At 66.3% G+C, this 18,519-nt stretch carries 20 protein-coding genes and 1 other RNA gene; 13 read left to right on the forward strand and 8 right to left on the reverse strand.

From position 1 onward, the window contains the following. Positions 1 to 176: 176 nt before the first annotated feature. Positions 177 to 1,400 carry a putative lipid II flippase FtsW gene (gene ftsW, locus AC4D14_RS01135; protein ID WP_490899741.1) on the forward strand — a complete coding sequence of 408 codons (1,224 nt, stop codon included), beginning with the start codon at positions 177 to 179 and terminating at the stop codon, positions 1,398 to 1,400. Positions 1,401 to 1,415: 15 nt separating this feature from the next. Here ftsW and AC4D14_RS01140 read toward each other — a convergent pair whose 3' ends face one another. The 3 genes from AC4D14_RS01140 to AC4D14_RS01150 form a co-directional block, all read right to left on the reverse strand. Continuing rightward, entirely contained in the window at positions 1,416 to 2,276 is an 861-nt protein-coding gene (locus AC4D14_RS01140) for an HNH endonuclease (protein ID WP_490899742.1), read from the reverse strand. A 78-nt stretch (positions 2,277 to 2,354) separates the two neighbouring features. Next, positions 2,355 to 3,740, reverse strand: a complete 1,386-nt coding sequence (locus AC4D14_RS01145) for a CoA transferase (protein WP_490899743.1) — start codon at positions 3,738 to 3,740, stop codon at positions 2,355 to 2,357. After that, positions 3,737 to 4,744: a GlxA family transcriptional regulator gene (locus AC4D14_RS01150; RefSeq protein ID WP_490899744.1), complete on the reverse strand. Its 1,008-nt coding sequence runs from the start codon at positions 4,742 to 4,744 to the stop codon at positions 3,737 to 3,739. Before AC4D14_RS01150 ends, AC4D14_RS01145 begins: the two co-directional genes overlap by 4 nt. Before the next feature lie 81 nt (positions 4,745 to 4,825). On the opposite strand from AC4D14_RS01150, the gene AC4D14_RS01155 reads away from it, so the two are divergent. The 3 genes from AC4D14_RS01155 to AC4D14_RS01165 are packed head-to-tail and all read left to right on the forward strand — an operon-like array spanning position 4,826 to position 5,546. Then, positions 4,826 to 5,005, forward strand: coding sequence for a hypothetical protein (locus AC4D14_RS01155; protein WP_490899745.1), 180 nt, complete (start codon positions 4,826 to 4,828; stop codon positions 5,003 to 5,005). A gap of 41 nt (positions 5,006 to 5,046) precedes the next feature. Continuing rightward, a complete protein-coding gene (locus tag AC4D14_RS01160) occupies positions 5,047 to 5,253 on the forward strand; it encodes a hypothetical protein (protein ID WP_490899746.1) in 207 nt (68 codons plus the stop codon). Then, complete coding sequence (locus AC4D14_RS01165) at positions 5,247 to 5,546, forward strand: hypothetical protein (RefSeq protein ID WP_490899747.1); 300 nt, start codon at positions 5,247 to 5,249, stop codon at positions 5,544 to 5,546. Before AC4D14_RS01160 ends, AC4D14_RS01165 begins: the two co-directional genes overlap by 7 nt. A 151-nt stretch (positions 5,547 to 5,697) precedes the next feature. On the opposite strand, the gene AC4D14_RS01170 is transcribed toward AC4D14_RS01165, so the two are convergent. Both AC4D14_RS01170 and AC4D14_RS01175 read right to left on the reverse strand, forming a co-directional pair. Continuing rightward, complete coding sequence (locus AC4D14_RS01170; protein WP_490899748.1) at positions 5,698 to 6,321, reverse strand: hypothetical protein; 624 nt, start codon at positions 6,319 to 6,321, stop codon at positions 5,698 to 5,700. A gap of 396 nt (positions 6,322 to 6,717) precedes the next feature. After that, positions 6,718 to 7,341 (reverse strand): hypothetical protein, encoded by a 624-nt coding sequence (locus tag AC4D14_RS01175; RefSeq protein ID WP_490899749.1) that lies wholly within the window; start codon positions 7,339 to 7,341, stop codon positions 6,718 to 6,720. A gap of 253 nt (positions 7,342 to 7,594) precedes the next feature. Here AC4D14_RS01175 and prfB point away from each other — a divergent pair, with 253 nt between their 5' ends. The 9 genes from prfB to AC4D14_RS01220 all read left to right on the forward strand — a co-directional run bounded on the left by prfB (position 7,595) and on the right by AC4D14_RS01220 (position 15,666). Beyond that, positions 7,595 to 8,710 carry a peptide chain release factor 2 gene (gene prfB / locus AC4D14_RS01180; RefSeq protein WP_490899750.1) on the forward strand — a complete coding sequence of 372 codons (1,116 nt, stop codon included), beginning with the start codon at positions 7,595 to 7,597 and terminating at the stop codon, positions 8,708 to 8,710. 264 nt (positions 8,711 to 8,974) lie between these two features. Next, positions 8,975 to 9,679, forward strand: a complete 705-nt coding sequence (gene ftsE, locus AC4D14_RS01185) for a cell division ATP-binding protein FtsE (RefSeq protein WP_490899751.1) — start codon at positions 8,975 to 8,977, stop codon at positions 9,677 to 9,679. Continuing rightward, positions 9,676 to 10,590 carry a permease-like cell division protein FtsX gene (gene ftsX, locus AC4D14_RS01190; RefSeq protein ID WP_490899752.1) on the forward strand — a complete coding sequence of 305 codons (915 nt, stop codon included), beginning with the start codon at positions 9,676 to 9,678 and terminating at the stop codon, positions 10,588 to 10,590. Before ftsE ends, ftsX begins: the two co-directional genes overlap by 4 nt. Before the next feature lie 32 nt (positions 10,591 to 10,622). Then, positions 10,623 to 12,125 (forward strand): peptidoglycan DD-metalloendopeptidase family protein, encoded by a 1,503-nt coding sequence (locus AC4D14_RS01195; protein ID WP_490899753.1) that lies wholly within the window; start codon positions 10,623 to 10,625, stop codon positions 12,123 to 12,125. Positions 12,126 to 12,194: 69 nt separating this feature from the next. Then, positions 12,195 to 12,668: an SsrA-binding protein SmpB gene (gene smpB / locus AC4D14_RS01200; protein WP_490899754.1), complete on the forward strand. Its 474-nt coding sequence runs from the start codon at positions 12,195 to 12,197 to the stop codon at positions 12,666 to 12,668. Positions 12,669 to 12,671: 3 nt separating this feature from the next. Next, complete coding sequence (locus AC4D14_RS01205; protein ID WP_490899755.1) at positions 12,672 to 13,043, forward strand: hypothetical protein; 372 nt, start codon at positions 12,672 to 12,674, stop codon at positions 13,041 to 13,043. 96 nt (positions 13,044 to 13,139) lie between these two features. Then, positions 13,140 to 13,507: a transfer-messenger RNA gene (ssrA, locus tag AC4D14_RS01210) on the forward strand. 154 nt (positions 13,508 to 13,661) lie between these two features. Further along, on the forward strand, positions 13,662 to 13,886 hold the full coding sequence (locus AC4D14_RS01215; RefSeq protein WP_490899756.1) for a hypothetical protein: 225 nt from the start codon (positions 13,662 to 13,664) through the stop codon (positions 13,884 to 13,886). Positions 13,887 to 13,962: 76 nt separating this feature from the next. After that, positions 13,963 to 15,666, forward strand: a complete 1,704-nt coding sequence (locus AC4D14_RS01220) for an alpha-glucosidase (protein WP_490899757.1) — start codon at positions 13,963 to 13,965, stop codon at positions 15,664 to 15,666. A 9-nt stretch (positions 15,667 to 15,675) separates the two neighbouring features. On the opposite strand, the gene AC4D14_RS01225 is transcribed toward AC4D14_RS01220, so the two are convergent. From AC4D14_RS01225 to AC4D14_RS01235, 3 genes are all read right to left on the reverse strand, one after another. Further along, entirely contained in the window at positions 15,676 to 16,776 is a 1,101-nt protein-coding gene (locus AC4D14_RS01225; protein ID WP_490899758.1) for a carboxylate-amine ligase, read from the reverse strand. A 103-nt stretch (positions 16,777 to 16,879) separates the two neighbouring features. Next, the gene (locus AC4D14_RS01230) at positions 16,880 to 17,617 is read right to left on the reverse strand and encodes a metal-dependent transcriptional regulator (RefSeq protein WP_490899759.1); all 738 of its coding nucleotides are present in this window, start codon (positions 17,615 to 17,617) and stop codon (positions 16,880 to 16,882) included. Between the two features lie 2 nt (positions 17,618 to 17,619). Further along, complete coding sequence (locus tag AC4D14_RS01235) at positions 17,620 to 18,519, reverse strand: metal ABC transporter permease (protein ID WP_490899760.1); 900 nt, start codon at positions 18,517 to 18,519, stop codon at positions 17,620 to 17,622.

An 18,519-nucleotide genomic window follows, 5' to 3' on the forward strand; every position in this document is an offset into this window, starting at 1 on the left:
CCCAAGTAATTCTGCGCGTAAGTCAGGTACCGAGCAGGTGCGTGCCCACCACTGAAGCGCCCGCGGCCTGACGTACCGTCGCCGTGTTGGTTCATGCCACCCGGAAACGCGGGCTCTTTCCGCAGGGCGTCTGCGCCGACGCGACCGGAGTAGTCAACCCGAGGTGGCAGGACGCTATGACAGCAGTCAGACCAGCAGTTGCGGGCGTGCCGCGCCGCAGCATCGTGGCTCCGCATCTCTCACGGCTCGTCCAATTCCTCAGCTCGACAGGGCCCGGCTCCCACCACAACGCCCGGAACCTGCTGATTGCGACAACGATGTCGCTTGCGGCCATCGGCTTGATGATGGTGCTTTCCGCATCGGTCTTCGAGCTGGCATCCCGCGGCAGCTCGCCCTACGACACCCTGCGCAGGCAGAGCATCTGGATCGGGATCGGTCTTGTTGCCTTGCTGATCTTCGCAAGGACGCCTTTCGAGCGCTTCAAGAAGCTCTCGCGGCTGATGCTGATTGGATCGTTCGCACTCGCACTGCTGGTCTTCACCCCGCTGGGCGTGGAAGTTAACGGCAACCGGAACTGGATTGCCATCGGCTCCTTCACGGTGCAGCCATCGGAGTTCCTCAAACTCAGCCTGATCCTCTGGGCTGCCGCGGCCCTGACGAATCCCGCCCGACCCCTGCGCGGCTGGAAGCACCTGATCACCCCGGTCCTCCCCGTCGCACTTGCCGCCTTGGGCCTGGTGATCGCAGGAAAGGATCTCGGCACCGGCATTATCCTGGCGCTGGTCATCGCGGCCCTGTACTTCTTTGCCGGGGCAAGCCTGAAGGTGTTCATCATCGGCCTCGCCGCCGTCGTACCGGCCGCCTATGTTGCCGTCACTTCCAGCACCAACCGCATGGACCGCATCTCCGTCTGGCTTGACCCCGCCGGAGACGGATCCGCCGAGGGGCTCGGCTACCAGGGAGCCCAGGCCGTCTATGCCCTGGCGGGCGGCGGCATGTTCGGGATGGGCCTCGGCCAGGGCCGCCAGAAGGTCCACTGGATCCCCGAGGCCCACAGCGACTTCATCTTCGCGGTGCTTGGGGAGGAACTCGGGTTCGCCGGTGCCGTGCTGGTGCTCTTCCTGTTCGGCACGCTGGCCTTCTCGATCTACCGGATATCAAGCCTCTCCAAGGATCCCTTCGCCATCTGCGTCTGCGGTGCGGCAATCGCCTGGATCATGGGCCAGACACTGCTCAATATTGCGGTCGTGACAGGTCTGGTCCCGGTCGTGGGGATCCCGCTGCCCTTCCTCTCCTACGGCGGCTCCTCAATGATCGCGCTGCTGGCCATGATCGGAGTCCTGATCTCGTGCTCCCGGCAGGCGGAAAAAGCCGCCGCGCTTGAAACATCAGGCGGTTAGGCGGCGCGCCGGCGGTCAGGGGCCCAGAAGCCGTGCGGCGTCGGCCTGGGATCTGAGCTGCTGTTTGCTCAGCGCGGTGCCGGGAAGGAACCCGGAGTCCGACATCATGCGGCGCAGTTCGGCCGGCGTATACGGAACCGGCGAGCCCAGGTGGGCCATCGAATGGCAGTTGGGGCACAGGGGCACGAGGTCCTGGACCGGGTCCAGCTCATACCCCGGACCCAGCTCTGACGCCGGAACGAGGTGGTGCACGTGCAGGTACCCGTGCCCGGCCGGCCCGTACACCGCCTCGAAGTCCATTGCGCATACTGCGCACGAGGTGCCGAAATGGGCTAGGCACACCCGCCGGGCGTCGGGGTCGCGCTCATACCGGTTGGCCATCACCCGCGTCAGGGCGTCGGCTGGATAGGTTCCCGGGGGCGGCAGGATCGGGTCGAGGTCGCCCGGAATGTGCTCGGCCCACAGGGTCCTGATGCTCCTCTCGACCGATTCTGGAATCCGCCGTGCCGAACCCACCGTGCTCCATCCGGCTCCGGGCGCGCGCTCAAGCAGGGTCGACGTCGGAATCTGGTCACCGCGGGGGAGCAGGGCGTCGAAGTCGACGTTGACCGACAGGCCCGGATCATCCGGGCCGGCGGCCCGGCCCTCCTCGAAAGGCGCGGATGCGACGACGCCGTGGCCGATCAGCCCGCGTTCCCTCGGACTGTGCCCTTGGACCAGCAGCCAGGCGTCGGCGCCGACCGGCACGTCAACGCCGCGGCCGAGATTCCACCGGGACCGGAAGACCCCGGTGGCTCTTACGACGTCGATCGCGGAGGGGTAGTTGGGGTGCCAGTCCCACAACGAGGGGTTCCAGCCAAGCAGCACTGCGGTCATTCACTCAGTCTCCCACTTCAGCGCCGACAGGCGTGGGGGAATGAGCGGGCTGGCTGATTTACGTGCCGGGTGGCACCATCAGCTGAGCCATTGCGGCTGGTCTCCGCCCCAGGGCCTGGGGTCGGAGGGCCACCCTCGTGGTCCGTCGTCGTACCCGAGCGCGGGAAGCGCAACCGTGAGGCGGCCGTTCCTGCTGGCCGTGAGGGTCGGCGGGTGGGACGGCAGGGGAGCGGGGGTTGGACGCTCATCGCGCAGCAGCCCCGTGGCGAGGCCGGCAAGGGACGCCTCAAGCAGCCACGACCCGCCGTCGTCCTGCTGGCGCCGCAGCGTGGACAGGACGGCGGCGGCCAGCAGGTACCCGGCGGCATGATCAAGCGCCTGGGCCGGCAGGGCGCCGGGGCGGACGCCGTCGGGGGACTCCCGCACGGCGATGCCGGTCGCCGCCTGCACGATGCTGTCGAACCCGCGGCGGTGGGCCCACGGCCCGGTGGTTCCCCAGGCGCTCAGCCGCCCGACGATCAGGCCGGGGTGGTCCGCCGCAAGGTCATCCGGTGCCAGGCCGAGACGGTCCAGCGAGCCGGGCCGGTAGCCGGTGATGACGACGTGCGCCTCCTGGAGCAGGCCGCGGAACGTCCGGTTGTCGGCGCCGTGCGAAAGGTCAAGGAGGGCACTGCGCTTGCCGATGCCGGTGTCGAGGTGTTGAACCGGCATTTCGGGGAGCGCCGGGCTGTCGATGCGCAGGACGTCGGCGCCCAGCAGGGCGAGGGTGCGGGCGGCCACCGGTCCGGCGATCACGCGGGTCAGGTCGAGCACCCGCAGCCCGCGCAGTGGTGCCGCGGGTGAAGCGGCCCCCGAACCGGTGAAACGTACGGTTCCGGGGCCGAGCAGGGTCTTGACCAGGGGCGGTCCCTCCGGGTCGCCGCCCCAGTCGCTGAGGCCCTCACTGGGCGTGCGGACGGCGACCGCGATTCCGCCCGCTGCGTAGACGCTCTCCTCGAGCTCACGCGCCGGGGCCGAGCGGACCCCGGCAGCGAACTGGTCGGGACCGGTCTCGGAAGGCAGTGCCAGGGCGGCCAGCAGCCGGTCCCGGTGGTGGGGGTAGTTGGCGTGGGTCCTGATCCAGCCGTCTTCGGCCTCCCAGAACCCGGACAGCGGGGCCCAAAGGTCGGGGCTTTGGCCATCGATCCGGAGGTGCCGTTCGCTGGTGAAGGCCGTTGCGATCCGGGTTCCATCGATGCGCACCAGTCGGGGGCGCCCGTCACTGCTCGGGGTGAGCCGGTCGGCCCACAGAGCCGCGGCAAGTGAGGCTGCCGCCACCGACTCCCGGGCAAGAAGCGCAACCGGGAGGTTCGAGGCGAGAGCGGGTTCTCCGCCGGGGACCACCCGCTGGAGGGCCTCAGGCGTTTCGTCGAGGGCCGACCAGGTTAGCCCGAGCAGGGATGACGGGAAGGGGCCGGGGCTCATGCCGGTTCGCCGGCAAGCTCGGACATGTCGGACCGGGTGCAGCAGGTCTCGGCTGGCCCGTGGAAGGTTCGCCGGTACGCGGCCGGGCTGACTCCCACCGCCCTGTGGAAGTGCTGGCGCAGAAGCACCGACTGGCCGAAGCCGCTCTCTCGGGCGATCGAGTCGATGCTGAGGTGCGTGTCCTCGAGGAGTAGCTGCGCGCGCTGCACCCGGCGGGAGGTGAGCCACGCAGCCGGGGTTGCGCCGGTGACCGCCCGGAAGCGCCGTGCGAAGGTGCGCTCCGACATGTGAACCTTGCTGGCGAGATCCGGCACCGAGAATTCCTGGTTGAGGTGTCCGTCAAGCCACGCGAGGAGCTGTTCGATCGGGTCCTCGCTTTGAACGGGGATGGGGCGCTCGATGTACTGCGCCTGTCCGCCGTCGCGGTGCGGCGGAACAACCATGCCCCGCGCGATGGCGGCCGCGGCCTTTGCCCCGAATTCCCTGCGGATCAGGTAGAGGCTTGCATCGATTCCAGACGCGGTGCCGGCGCTCGTCAGGATGTTGCCGTCCTCAACATAGAGCACGTTTTCATTGACGCGGACGTTTGGGTACTGGCTGGCGAGCTCCTGGGAGTGTGCCCAGTGCGTGGTCGCCCTCCGCCCATCGAGCAGCCCCGCCTCGGCAAGGGCGAACGCTCCGGAGCACACGGAGAAGATGCGCGCCCCGCGGCGGTCCGCGCTCTGCAGGGCATTAATGACGGAGGTGGGCAACGGGTCTGAGGAGTGGGTAGGGAGCGTGATCACCAGATCGGCGTCCCTCGTGGCCGCCAGATCGCCCTGAACCTCTATGGAGAACCCGGTGTCGGTCTTCACCATGCCAGGGATGGGTGTGCATAACCGGAGATCGAACTTCGGCAGGCCGACGCCAAGGCCGGAGCGGTCAATGCCAAAGACCTCGCAGACCACACCGAACTCGAAGGGAGCGACTCCCGGAAGGACGATGACAGCAACGGATGTGAGCACAACCACATTATGGCAGAAATCAGATGCAATGTGTCGTTTCTGCCACTATTTGTTCGCCTCCCCAAGTTTCAGAATCGATGCATGGACTTCCTCATTGTTCTCGCAGTACTTGGCGTACTTGTGGTCGCGCTCTCCGGAAGGGGAGTCCTGCGGCTGGTCCGCTCCGACGGAAAAGAAGTGGGACTTCCGCCCGCTTCGCATCTTTCGTGGAGCGCCGGGACGCTGCCGAGCATTCCGTTCGGCAACACTCCCTCGATCTGAATTCCGGTGCTCTCAGCCACCCATCCCGAATAGGAGAACGAATGTCTTTGCTGATCGTCCTCACGGTGACCCTCGCCGTCTTCGCCCGGGTGGGGTGGGAAGCACAGCCCGCCCGGGAGAGGCTGCCGTTCACCCAGTGGAGGGTTGCCGACCTCCTCGCCAATGCCCACAGGGGACTCGAGCTCTGCTCGAAAGCCCCGCTCATGTCCTTCTATCCACCAAAGACGCAGGAGCAAGACCCATGCTGAACCAACCACCCGAATACTTCCTCAGTCTGCACAATGCCGAGCTGGCTTCCTACCTTGAGACCGCCGAGCGCCGCCGGAACGTCGAACGCCGTCGGGCGGGCAACCCCGACCCGCTCCAGGTCCGCCACTACCTCTTCCCACGCCCGGACTTTCGGATCCGTCTGGACTCCTTCAGCCGCCCGGGCTTCATGGCGATTCCGGGACGGTTCAGGCGGCCGGCGTGGGCAAGGCGGTTGAGGGCCCCCGCGCTCGCAGGGTCGGCACAGCCGATGCCCTGTGAGAGCTGCCCCTGACTATCGACGGTTTGCATACGCGAGGTGCATCGACCGAACCCTAGAAGGGCCGACGGCCACAATTCTCCCCTGCTGAACCCCTGTTGTTAGGCGTGTCTAGGGGAACATCGCCCTTGTCAGGCAGTCGGCCGGCGTGCGGCGGGCTGCCTGACTAGGCCCGTTCCGCCGCCTCATCGAGCATTTCGCACACGTCGCGGACGTTCATGGCGGTGTCCATGAGAACCTCCACCGAGGTTGGTGGGACGGCAGTCGGATCTCCACGAAACTCGAGCTCAAGGGACAGCTTTCCGTGCTCGAAGTAGAAGAACTCCGGGAAACCATCTTCGGCCATTGCGGCGGCTTGAGCGGGATTTAGCGGATAGACGATTGAGGGACCCTTGAGCGATACGACAACGGTCCGCTGATCGGCCGAGACGCGCTCGGATGCCGCTCCGGAGATATCCAGTTCGTCGATGAACGCACCGTCCGAGGCCCGGGTCAGGTCAACGGTGAAATCACCCCGGTACTTCACCACAGATGATCCGTCCCGCTTCACCCGGGCCTTGTACCGGACCTCCCGCACGTCTCCGGTCGTCATGATGACGGTGGTGCCGCACGCCTGGATCTCGATAGGTTCGTAATACTCGTCGGGGACGGGCAGGTACCGGCCCACGGTATCCTCCGGAGGCCACGGGGCGGGGGCTTCCTCCTCCGGGGTCGCAGCGGCGGACGCCGTCCCGGCGGTGAGAGACAGCGCAATGAGAAGCGGAAGGCACAGCTTGTTCGAGGTTTTCATGATCAGGCTCCTGGCCGTGGCAGGAGTGCTGCTCTCGCGAGTCCTGCCCAAAGAATGCATTCGATGCCTGGAAGGCGACAAGACCGGTGGGGCGATGCTGCGAAGCGGCCGCGGAAACGGCGCGTAACGGCTACAACCTAAGGCCGCCGCTGGGTGCTGTCAACGCGGCCTCATCGACCGGCGGAAGGGATTCCCCGGCTGTCACAGCCGGAGCGGGCTCGGGCGAGACCGGTGAAGGGCGAAGGCGGCAGGACCGCCGATAAGCCCCGCGAGCAGGACCGTCACCCCGGCAACCGGCCACGACCGCCGCCCGTTCCCGCGGGCAAGAACCGCAACCCGCCGGCCGACCGATACGCTCCCTGAGCTAGGCCGGCCGGCGTGCGGCGGGCTGCCTGACTAGGCCCGTTCCGCCGCCTCATCGAGCATTTCGCACACATCGCGGACGTTCATGGCGGTGTTCATGAGCACCTCCACCGAGGTTGGTCCAACGGCGGTCGGATCTCCGTGAAATTCGAGCTCAAGGGACAGCTTTCCGTGCTCGAAGTAGAAGAACTCCGGGAAGCCTTCTTCGGCCAGCGCCGCGGCATCAGCGGGACTTATGGGATAGACGATTGAGGGACCCTTGAACGATTCGACAACGGTTCGCTGATCAGCCGAGATGCGCTGGGAGCCCCGCCCTGAGACGTCGAGTTCGTCGATGAACGCACCGTCCGAGGCCCGGGTCAGGTCAACGGTTGAGTCACCCCGGAATTTCACCACAGTTGATCCGTCCTGCTTCACCCGGGCCTTGTACCGGACCTCCCGGACGTCTCCGGATGCGATGGTGACGGTGCTACCGCACGCCTGGACCTCGATAGGGTCGTAGTAATCGTCGGGGACGGGCAGGTACCGGCCCCCGGTGTCCTCCGGAGGCCATGGGGCGGGGGCTTCCTCCTCCGGGGCCGCAGCGGCGGACGCCGTCCCGGCGGTGAGAGACAGCGCAATGAGAAGCGGAAGGCACAGCTTGTTTGAGGTTTTCATGATCAGGCTCCTGGCCGTGGCAGGAGTGCTGCTCGCGAGTCCTGCCCAAAGAATGCATACGATGCCTGCAAGGCGACAAGACCGGTGGGGCGATGCTGCGTCGCGTCCATGGAAACGGCGCGTAACGGCTACAACCTAAAGCCACCGTAGGGTGCTGTCAACGGGATTTTCCGGTCCGGCACGCCCGGCCGGAACCACCTGGGCGGCCCGCTCCGGAGCCGCCGCGGCGCTGATGACGTAGGCTAGAACCACCATGGCAGCCACTGATTTTCCCGCAGAGATCCGCGCACTGCGCGCCAAGTACACGTCAATCGAGCAGGTGTCCGACGTCGACGGAATCCGTAAGGACATCGCCGAACTCAGCGAAGAAGCCGGCGCTCCCGACCTTTGGGACGACCCGGCGGCAGCGCAGAAGATCACCTCGAAGCTTTCGCACAGGCAGTCGGCCCTGGAGCGGCTCGAAACCCTCCAGTCACGCATTGACGACCTTGAGATCATGGTCGAACTCGGCCAGGCCGAGGACGACGAGGACACCCTCGCGGAGGCCGAGAAGGAACTGACCTCGCTGAGCAAGGCACTCGACCAGCTCGAGATCGTCACACTGCTTGCCGGTGAGTACGACGAGCGTGAGGCAGTGGTGAGCATCCGCTCGGGCGCCGGGGGAGTCGACGCCGCTGACTTCGCCGAGATGCTGCTGCGCATGTACCTGCGCTGGGCAGAGCGCCACGGGTACCCGACACAGGTGCTCGACACCTCCTACGCCGAAGAAGCCGGACTCAAGTCGGCCACCTTTGAAGTCAAGGCGCCCTACGCGTTCGGCACGCTCTCCGTGGAGGCCGGAACCCACCGCCTGGTGCGCATCAGCCCGTTCGACAACCAGGGCCGCCGGCAGACCTCCTTCGCGGCGGTCGAGGTCATCCCGCTGATCGAACAGACAGACGTCATCGAGGTTCCCGACAACGACATCCGCGTCGACGTCTTCCGCTCCTCGGGCCCGGGCGGCCAGTCGGTCAACACCACCGACTCCGCGGTCCGCCTGACCCACCTCCCGACCGGGCTTGTGGTCTCGATGCAGAACGAAAAATCCCAGATCCAGAACCGGGCCGCCGCCATGCGGGTGCTTCAGTCGCGGCTGCTGCTGCTGAAGAAGGAGCAGGAGGACGCTGAGAAGAAGGCGTTCGCCGGTGATGTGAAGGCCTCGTGGGGAGACCAGATGCGCTCCTACGTGCTCAACCCGTACCAGATGGTCAAGGACCTTCGGACGGAGCACGAGGTGGGCAACACCTCGGCCGTCTTCGACGGCGAGATCGACGATTTCATCGACGCGGGCATCCGCTGGCGCACCAACAACCGAAACGCCGACCAGTAGCGGCGCACCACTTTATTTTTGCGCCAATTCCCGGGCGACGGACGGCCCCGGCGGCCCTATATTAAGGTGCATGGAGCCTACCTCTCTGGTGAAATCGCGTCCTGCGCGGTATTCTCCGAGTAACATCCTTCACATCTTTCACACCCGACACATTGTCGGTGCATCATCGAGAGGCGAACCGGCGCGTCGAGCGTCAGCAGGCAGGAACCACATTCAGCGGGCATTGCCCGGGAACCTGCCGGCTGGACTCGGCGCGGACTAGTCATGATCACATTTGAAAACGTCACCAAGGTGTACGACCAGAAGTCGCGCCCGGCGCTGGACTCCGTCTCCCTTGAGGTGGACCGCGGCGAGTTCGTCTTTCTGGTGGGCGCCTCCGGCTCCGGGAAGTCGACGTTCATCCGTCTCGTGCTCAAGGAGGACGCCGCCTCGCGCGGCGCCGTCTACGTGGCGGGACAGAACGTCGCCAACATTCCCAGCTGGCGGGTACCGCGGCTGCGCCGCGGCATCGGCGTCGTGTTCCAGGACTTCCGGCTGCTCCCCAACAAGACGGTCTTCGCCAATGTCGCGTTCGCCATGCAGGTCATCGGGCGCAGCCGGGCCGTGATCCGAGAGACCGTCCCCGAGGTCCTCAAGACGGTCGGCCTCGAGGGCAAGGACAACCGCCTGCCCCACGAGCTCTCCGGCGGCGAGCAGCAGCGCGTGGCAATCGCCCGCGCCATCGTGAACCGCCCCGGGATCCTGCTGGCGGACGAGCCCACCGGCAACCTCGACCCGACCACGTCAATGGGCATCATGCGCGTGCTCGACCGCATCAACCAGAACGGCACAACCGTAGTCATGGCAACGCACGACGACGACATTGTGAACACCATGCGCAAGCGCGTGGTCGAGCTGCGCAACGGAGCGGTTGTCCGCGACGACGCCCAGGGCATCTACATCGGTGAAACCGGGGTGGCCGCCGAATGAGGCTTGCATTCATCCTCTCCGAGATCGGTTCAGGCCTGCGCCGGAACCTCTCGATGGTCATCTCCGTCATCCTCGTCACCTTCATCTCGCTGACGTTCGTCGGCGCGGCCGGGCTCCTCCAGCTGCAGATCAACCAGATGAAGGGGTACTGGTACGACCGCGTGCAGGTCGCCGTGTTCCTGTGCGTCGAGAACTCGACCTCGCCAAGCTGCGCCGCCGGCCCGGTCACCGAAGAGCAGCGGGAGTCAATCCGCGGCATGCTCGAGTCGGAAGCGTTCAGCCCCTACGTGGCGTCGGTGGAGTACGAGTCGCAGAAGGATGCGCTCGGCCACTTCAAGGACCAGTTCGCAAACTCTCCGATCGTCGACTCGGTCACCGCCGACCAGCTGCCCGAATCGTTCCGCGTGAACCTCGTCGATCCGGAAAAGTACGAGGTCATCAACGAGGCCTTCTCCTCCACGCCCGGCGTCGACGTCGTCAGCGACCAGCGCGAACTGCTCGAGAAGGTCTTCTCGGTGATGAACCGGGCCTCGCTGGCCGCCCTGGTGGTGGCCGGCGTGATGACCGTGTGTGCCATCCTCCTGATCGCGACGACAATCCGGCTTTCGGCGTTCAGCCGCCGACGCGAGACCGGCATCATGCGGCTTGTCGGGGCGTCGAAGGCCGTCATCCAGCTTCCCTTCATCCTCGAGGGAGTGATCGCCGCCGTCGTAGGCGCGCTGCTCGCCTCGGCGGCGCTCTGGGGAGTTTCCCGTTTCCTGATCGGCGGATGGCTCGCCCGCGAATACCCGGAGACGGCTTTTATCTCAACCCAGCAGGTTCTCCTGCTGGTCCCGGCGCTTATTCTGCTGGGTGCACTACTGGCAGGCATCTCATCCCTGCTTACCCTGCGACGTTACGTGAAGGTTTAACAGCTATGCTCAGTGAAAATGGGGGACGTTTCATGAATCTTCGGTCGGCACATCCGGGCAGGCGCCCGTTCATCCTTCGGACGGCCGCAGGGACATCGATTGCCCTTGCCGCGGCACTGGCCCTTGGCTTCAGCAGCCCGGTTTTCGCTGACGACCTCGAGGACAAGAAGTCGGCGCTCGAGTCCGAAATCTCCGAGGTCCAGCAGTCGATCGAATACCTCGACGAAGACATCACCGAGACCATCGCCCAGCTGAAGGTGTACCAGGGCCAGCTCCCCGGCGCCCAGCAGGCACTGGCCGACGCCCAGGGCCGCGTTGAGTCCGCGACGAACGAGGTCAACGCACTGGGCATGCGCGTCCAGCTCGCCCAAGAGACAAAGTCCAAGATCACTGAGCAGCTGACCAAGGACAAGGCGGAGATGGAGGAGACCCGCAAGGTCATCGGCCAGATCGCCACCCAGGCCTACAAGAACGGCGGGGTTCCCTCCGACGTCTCGCTGATGCTCGGCGCCGAGGGCGCGGAGAGCCTCACCAACTCCATGGACATGGTCGACCAGGCGCTGCGCAGCCAGAATGCCGCGATGGACCGCCTTTCCCAGCAGAACGCCACCAATGCCAACAGCCAGGCCCGGCTGGCGGCCGTCGAAGCCGAAATCTCGGACCTCAAGGCCAAGGCCGAGGCAGCCCTCGCCGCGGAACAGTCGGCGCGCGACGCCGCGGCCGCCCAGAAAGCCAAGGTCGACACGCTCATCGCAGACACGTCGAGCCTCTCGGCGAAGCTGCAGAAGCAGAAACCGGTGATCGAGGCAAAACTGGCGAGCGTGGAAAAGGCCCACCAGAAGGTCACCAACGACATCGCCGAGCGCCAGCGGCGCCTCATCGAAGAAGCACGCAAGGCCGAGGAAGCCCGTCTGCGGGCCGAAGCCGAGGAGCGGGCGCGGGTCGAAACCGAACGGCGCGCAGCCGAGGCCGCCGCAGCGGCCCAGGCCGAAAACGAGCGGCGCGCAGCCGAGGCAGCAGCAGCGAACCGTCCGGCGCCGGCCCCCGTCGCCCCCGCGCCGGTTGCGCCAGTCCGCCCGGTGACCCCCGAGGCCCCGCCGGCGTCGAACCCCAGCGCGTTCGGGCTCCGCCCGCCGGTCAGCGGCCCGATCAGCTCCGGTTTCGGCTGGCGCCCGACGCCGGTGGGAAGCATCGACTTCAACGGCTCCGGCGGCTACACGCACACCGGAATCGACTACGGTGTGGGCTGCGGAACCGCGCTCTACGCCCCGGCCTCGGGCGAGGTCTGGTACGCCGACTCGAACGCCCTCCAGGGTGCCGGCAACCGCATCGTTCTGAACCACGGCGTGGTGGGCGGCAACGCGCTCGCCACGAACTTCTACCACCTGAGCAGCTTCAATGTTTACCCTGGCCAGCGTGTGAGCGCCGGCCAGCTGATCGGCTACACGGGAACCACCGGTAACTCGACGGGGTGCCACCTCCACTTCGAGACGGTCCTCAATGGAAGCCTCGTGAATCCGATGGGGCTGCTCTAGTCGTAGAATAGGACGCGTTGTCCTCCGGCGGACCGCCCGGTCCGCCCCGCGCCGATCAAGGAGTTTGCCGTGCCTAAGGAAAGTGGCCGGAAGGTAGTGGCCACCAATCGAAAGGCCCGGCACGACTACGAGGTCCTCGATACCTACGAGGCGGGCATCGCCCTGATGGGCACCGAGGTCAAGTCCCTGCGGGCCGGCAGGGCCTCGCTGGTGGACGGCTACGCCATCTTCTACAACGACGAGCTGTGGCTCGAAGGCATCCATATCCCCGAATACACGCAGGGAAGCTGGACGAACCACGCCGCGCGCCGCCGCCGGAAACTGCTCCTGCACCGCGACGAACTGACGAAGATCTCGCAGAAGATCCGGGAATCCGGCTTCACCCTCGTCCCGCTGCAGCTTTACTTCCTCAACGGACGCGCAAAGGTCGAAATTGCCGTCGCCCGGGGCAAGCGAGACTACGACAAGCGGCAGACCCTCCGCGAAAAGCAGGACAACCGCGAGGCGCTCCGCGCCATGCGCGAAAAGAATCTGGGCGCCTGAGCCATGAGCGATGTCTTCTGGGAAGCCCAGGACACGAGTGACGACGTCGAGGAATCCGAACTGCGCTTCCGGCGGCCCTGGTGGGTCACCGCCGGCGCCGTCGTTGACCTGCTGCTGCTGTTCGCGATCATCCCCGTGGGAATCCTTTCCCTCATCCCGTTCTTCTTCCTTGTGTACGTTTACCTCGCGCAGGCCCTGGTGTGGATCTCGCCGGTGCTGCTGCTGCTGAACGCCGCGATTTTCTGGTGGAGCTTCCGCCGCAAGCAGGCGGCGACCACGGCGCTGGCGGCACTGGGCATCGCCTTCGTCACCGTTTCCTTCGTTGTGGTCCTGCTCTGGCAGGCCCAGATCGTCATCCTCGGAATCCGGTTCTGATCCCTGCCCGGGCAGGGAATCACTGCCGCGGCGCATGCGTTACACTGAACGTCTGGGGAAACCGCACGGTGGATCCGGAGCTTGATAACTACATACGGGGATGACAGGTTTCGACGATGTTAGTCGCGACAGGGGAAGCGGGCCGAGGATACAGGGTTATCTCGTAAACGCTCTCTGTAAAACAATAAGTGCCGAATCTAAGCGCACTGACTTCGCTCTCGCTGCCTAAGCAGCGTAGCTAGTCCGTCAGACCGGGTTTGCTCTCGCCCCGGATCCTGGCGTCATTTAGAGGGCCACTGCTCCTGGTTTTTGTTGTAGGAACCAGGGGGACTCTTATACAACTGAGCTCGGCAGCCACTTGTTTGCACGATGGCTGGAGCTGAGAAAAACCGACGCAAACTGCGCCCGGAGAAGCCCTGACTACACTGCATCGGACGCGGGTTCAATTCCCGCCATCTCCACACTCCCGGCAGGGAAGCGTTTTCGGACGCTTCCCTGCCGTTTTTTGCGCGCGACCCGCCACCCCGCCGGACGTACCAGCGTTCGGCGGTCTGGCAAGGACCGGTCCGCGCCTGCCCTGCGGCCCGGTGCGGTGCCCGGCAACACTAGACTTGCGCCATGAGCTGGACTGACCGGCCGCCGCCGTGGCTGCCGCCGCTTCCCCCACCCAACCGGGGCAAGGTGCTGCTCGTCTTGGGGTGGCTGCTCGTCGGTGGGACGTTCATTTACATCTTCGTCATGAGCTACGTCGGCGGCACGCACACCCTGCTGACGCTTGTGCCGCTGCTTGTGGGGCTGGTGTGCATGATCGTTGGGATGCTTCGGCGCAACGAAGGGCGCTGACGCGTCTTCCGCGGCGAAGCGGGTGCCCCGTGGCATAGTCGAGGGGTCGCGTCCGCCCAAAGGAAGGCCCTTTTCCGTGAGCCCCACGTCTCCAGCATCGCCGCCCTGGTGGACCGGCGCCGTCGTCTACCAGATCTATCCGCGCAGCTTTGCCGACACGAACGGGGACGGCATCGGAGACCTGCCCGGGATCATCACCCGCCTCGACTACCTCGCGGACCTCGGCGTTGACGTGGTATGGCTCTCGCCGATCTATGCCTCACCGCAGAAGGACAACGGCTACGACATCAGCGGCTACCAGGACATCGATCCGGTGTTCGGAACGCTCGATGACTTCGACCGGCTCGTTGAAGGCCTCCATGCCCGCGGCATGAAACTGGTCATGGACCTGGTGGTGAACCACACCTCCAACGAGCATCCCTGGTTCGTTGAGTCGGCGTCCTCGCCCGATAACCCGAAACGCGACTGGTACTGGTGGCGGGACCCCCGCGAGGGGTTCACGGCGGGGGAGCGCGGAGCAGAACCGACCAACTGGCGCTCATTCTTCAGCGGACCGGTCTGGACGCTGGATGAGAAAACCGGGCAGTACTACCTCCACCTCTTCGCGCCCGAGCAGCCTGACCTGAACTGGGAGAACGCCGAGGTGCGCCAGGCGGTCTATTCGATGATGCGCTGGTGGCTGGACCGGGGCGTCGATGGGTTCCGCATGGACGTTGTCAACTTCCTCTCTAAGGACCCGGCGCTGCCCGACGGCGTTGTGCCTCCCGGCCAGCTCTGGGCCGACGGCGCCCCGTACTACGTGTCGGGGCCGCGGATCCACGAATTCCTCGCCGAAATGGGGCGTGAGGTGTTCGACGGCAGGGACGGCGACCTGATCACTGTGGGGGAGATGCCCGGAGTCACGATCGACGAGGCTCGACGCTTCACCGACCCCGGGCGCCGGGAAGTGGACATGGTCTTCCAGTTCGAACACGTGAGCCTCGACCAGGGCCCGGGCGGCAAGTGGGACTACCGCGGCCTCGACCTCCGGGACCTGAAGACCTCGTGGAACCGCTGGCAGAAGGGTCTCGCGGACACCGGGTGGAACAGCCTGTACCTCAACAACCACGACCAGCCGCGCTCGGTCTCGCGGTTCGGCGACGACACCGCGTACCGCTACGAATCCGCAACCCTGTGGGCGGCGCTGCTGCACCTGCACCGCGGCACGCCGTACATCTACCAGGGGGAGGAACTCGGCATGACGAACGTTCCGTTCACCTCGATCGAGGACTTCCACGACGTCGAATCGTGCAACTGGTACGCCGAAGCGACATCCGAACTGGGCCTGGAGCCCGCGGACGTGCTCGAGGGCCTGCGGCGGATGAGCAGGGACAACGCCCGCACCCCCGTCCAGTGGTCGGCTGCCGCGCATGCCGGGTTCACCGTGGGGACGCCGTGGATGGCGGTCAACCCGAATTACACGGCCATCAACGCCGAGCAGGACAGGTCCTCCGACCGCTCCGTCTTCCGTTTCTACAAGCGGCTGATCGCGTTGCGCCACGACAGTGAGGTGGTGCGGCTGGGCCGCTTCGAGCTCGAGCACCCCGACGACCAGGTGCTCTACGCCTTCACCCGGAGCCTCGACGGCACGACGCTGCGGATCCTCGGCAATGTCTCGGGAACCGAGCTTGCCCTGGACGGGCGCGACGGACAGGGCCGTCTGCTGCTGGGCAATTACAACGACGCCGGAGCACCAAGGACCCTGCGGCCCTGGGAGGTCCGGATCCTCGAGGCGCCGTGAGCGGGCCCGTCAGCGCTCGTGGGTGAGGGCCGCGGCGTAGAGGTCGATGAGTGCCGGCATGCCGCCCTCGCGCATGGCACGGCGCTGGCGTTCGGCACCGGTGCCCTGCTGCCAGACCGACTCAAGCCCGGCGCTCACCCACTCCGAGTCTCCCTCGGCGTCAAGGGCGGGCCCCACGTAGTCGAGCAGGGCTTCCATCTGGGCGCGCGCCGGCACCAGCTCCCCGGAGCGCAGGTCGACGGCACTTGCCGCAAGCCCGTCCCGCGCCGCCTGCCACAGGGCCGCGTCGAGCAGTTCGGGGTCGGGGTTGAGGAACACCGTCCCCGCCACCGCATCCTGGAGGGCTGTGTTCACCAAGGCACGGACAAGGGCGCCGATCAGCACAGAATCCTGTGCTTCGAGCTGGACGTCGCCGGCCCGGACCTCAAGGGTGGGGTAGCGGTCGGACAGCCGTGCCATCCACGTCAGCACCCCGCGGTCGATGATGGCCCCCGTGCCGACGAGCCGGGAGATGCGCCTTTCGTAGTCCTCGGCGTCGGCGAACACCGGGGCGATGCCCTGCACCGGCCACCGCCGGTAGTGCACCAGCCGCCAGCTTGAGAAGCCGCTGTCCCGGTCCAGCCAGAACGGGGAGTTCGTGCTGAGCGCCGTGATGATGGGAAGCCACGGGCGGATGCGGTTGAGCGCCTGGACCCCCGTGTCCTTGTCCGGGACGCCAACATGCACGTGCAGGCCGTTGACGAACTGGTCCCCGACAATTCCCGGCGCGCTTGCCTTGAGCTCCCGGTAGCGCTGCTTGTCGGTGATGTCGGGGTAGGCCGGCTCGAAGCGCGGGGCCGTGGCCGTGGCGGCGGCGAGGATTCCCATGCTCCGCGCGGCCGTGTCGAGCTGGCGCCGGAAGTTGAGCAGCGACTCCTCGGCCTCGGTGAGGGTGTCGCACACGGGCGTTGCCGTTTCGATCTGGCAGCTGAGCAGTTCGCGCTGGATGTCGTCGGCCCGGATTTCCGGTACCTGCTCAAGCAGTTTCTGCACCTCCGTGGCCCTGGCTGAGGGAAGGCCCGAATCGGGCTCAAGCAGCAGGTACTCCTCTTCCAGGCCAAGTGTTGTCACGCGGCAGCTCCAATGTCGAAGGGACGTTCTTAGCCAAGTGTAAGGATGCTGACGTTCGCCGCCGAACGGAAGCCGGAAACCCTCACGGCTTGACCGGCGCCGCTCAGGCCGGGGAGGAGTCCAGGCTGCACCCGGGGTGGGGGTCGGCGGTTTCAACCCAGATCGACCCGGCGAGCAGGTCGCCGACCTCGAGCTCGACGCTGCCCGTTCCGTGTCCTGCCACAACCGTCAGCGCACCGCCGAAGGGCCGGCGTCCACGCACCTCCAGCGGGGTGTCGAGACCCACGGCGTTGGAGCTGAGGTAGCGAAGGACCGCCGGGTCCTCGTCGCTGATGCGCGCCACGCGGGCGCGGTGGCCGTCGTCGAGGGTTCCCAGCGGCACTGCGGCAGGCAGTTCCACCTCGCCCTCGGCCGTGGGGATCGGATCCCCGTGGGGATCGCGCCGCGGCCTGCCGAGCTTCTCATCGAGGCGCTCGATGAAGGCATCGGAGACCGTGTGCTCAAGCAGCTCCGCTTCGTCGTGCACCTCATCCCAGCGGTAGCCGAGCTCGTCCACCAGGAAGGTTTCAAGGAGGCGGTGGCGGCGCACCATCGCCAGGGCCAGCCGCCGGCCCTCGCCGGTGAGCGTGATCGGGCTGTACTTGCGGCGTTCGGCCAGGCCAAGGTCAACCAGTTTGGTCACCATTTCGGTCACCGAGGAATTGGCGACGGAGAGGCGCCCGGCAAGCTGCGATGCCGTGATCGGTTTGTCCTGCCACTCGGTGAACCCGTAGATCGTCTTGACGTAGTCCTGGACGCTGGCGGAGTCGGTGCTGAGTACTGTGCCCTTCTTCGGTCCCATCGTCAGATTGTTCCACCGGCAAGCGCGTCGGTGGTGGACCGGGAGCGCCTGCGGCTGTCGCGCGCGCGGAGCTGCTGCCACAGCACGCCGTTGGGCCGGGAGAACAGGTAGACAGCGGTGAAGACGAGGGACTGCGCCAGGACAACCGCCGCCCCCGTTGAAATGTCGAGGTAGTAGCTGGCGTAGATGCCCGCCAGCGAGGCGGCGACGGTGATGCACACCGCCAGGACGAGCATGCGTTCGAAGCTGCGGGTGAGCAGGAATGCCGTTGCCCCGGGGGTGATCAGCATGGCGATCACGAGGATGATGCCCACGGCCTGGAGGCCCACAACAACGCTGAGCGCTAGCAGCCCCAGCAGCAGCGCCGAAAGGAACCGCGTGTTGAGCCCGATCACGTGGGCGTGCGTCCGGTCGAAGGCCAGCAGTGTCAGGTCCCGGCGTTTGAAGAGCACGACGGCGAGGGTCAGCAGGCCCAGTCCCACCACCTGCACCAGTTCGCTGTCGGTGACCCCGAGCACGTTCCCGAACAGGATGTGCATGAGGTCGACCTGCGACGGCGTGCTCGAGATGATGGCGAGGCCCGCCGCGAACAGCGACGTGAACACCACGCCGATCACCGTGTCGGGCTTGAGCTTCGTCGTCGAACGGACCACCCCGATCAGGGCAACGGCGCCGGCCCCGAAGATGAAGGCGCCGATCGAAAACGGGAGGCCGACGAGGTACGCCAGGGCCACCCCGGGCAGCACGGCGTGGGAAACGGCGTCGCCCATCAGCGACCAGCCCATGAGGATCAGCCAGCAGGAAAGCACCGCCGAGACAACCGCTGCGGCGACGGTGACGATCAGGGCCCGGGTGAGGAACCCGTACTGGAGTGGCTCGGCAAGCCACGCGAGAAGATCCAT

Source organism: Arthrobacter sp. TJ-254 (assembly GCF_058269175.1).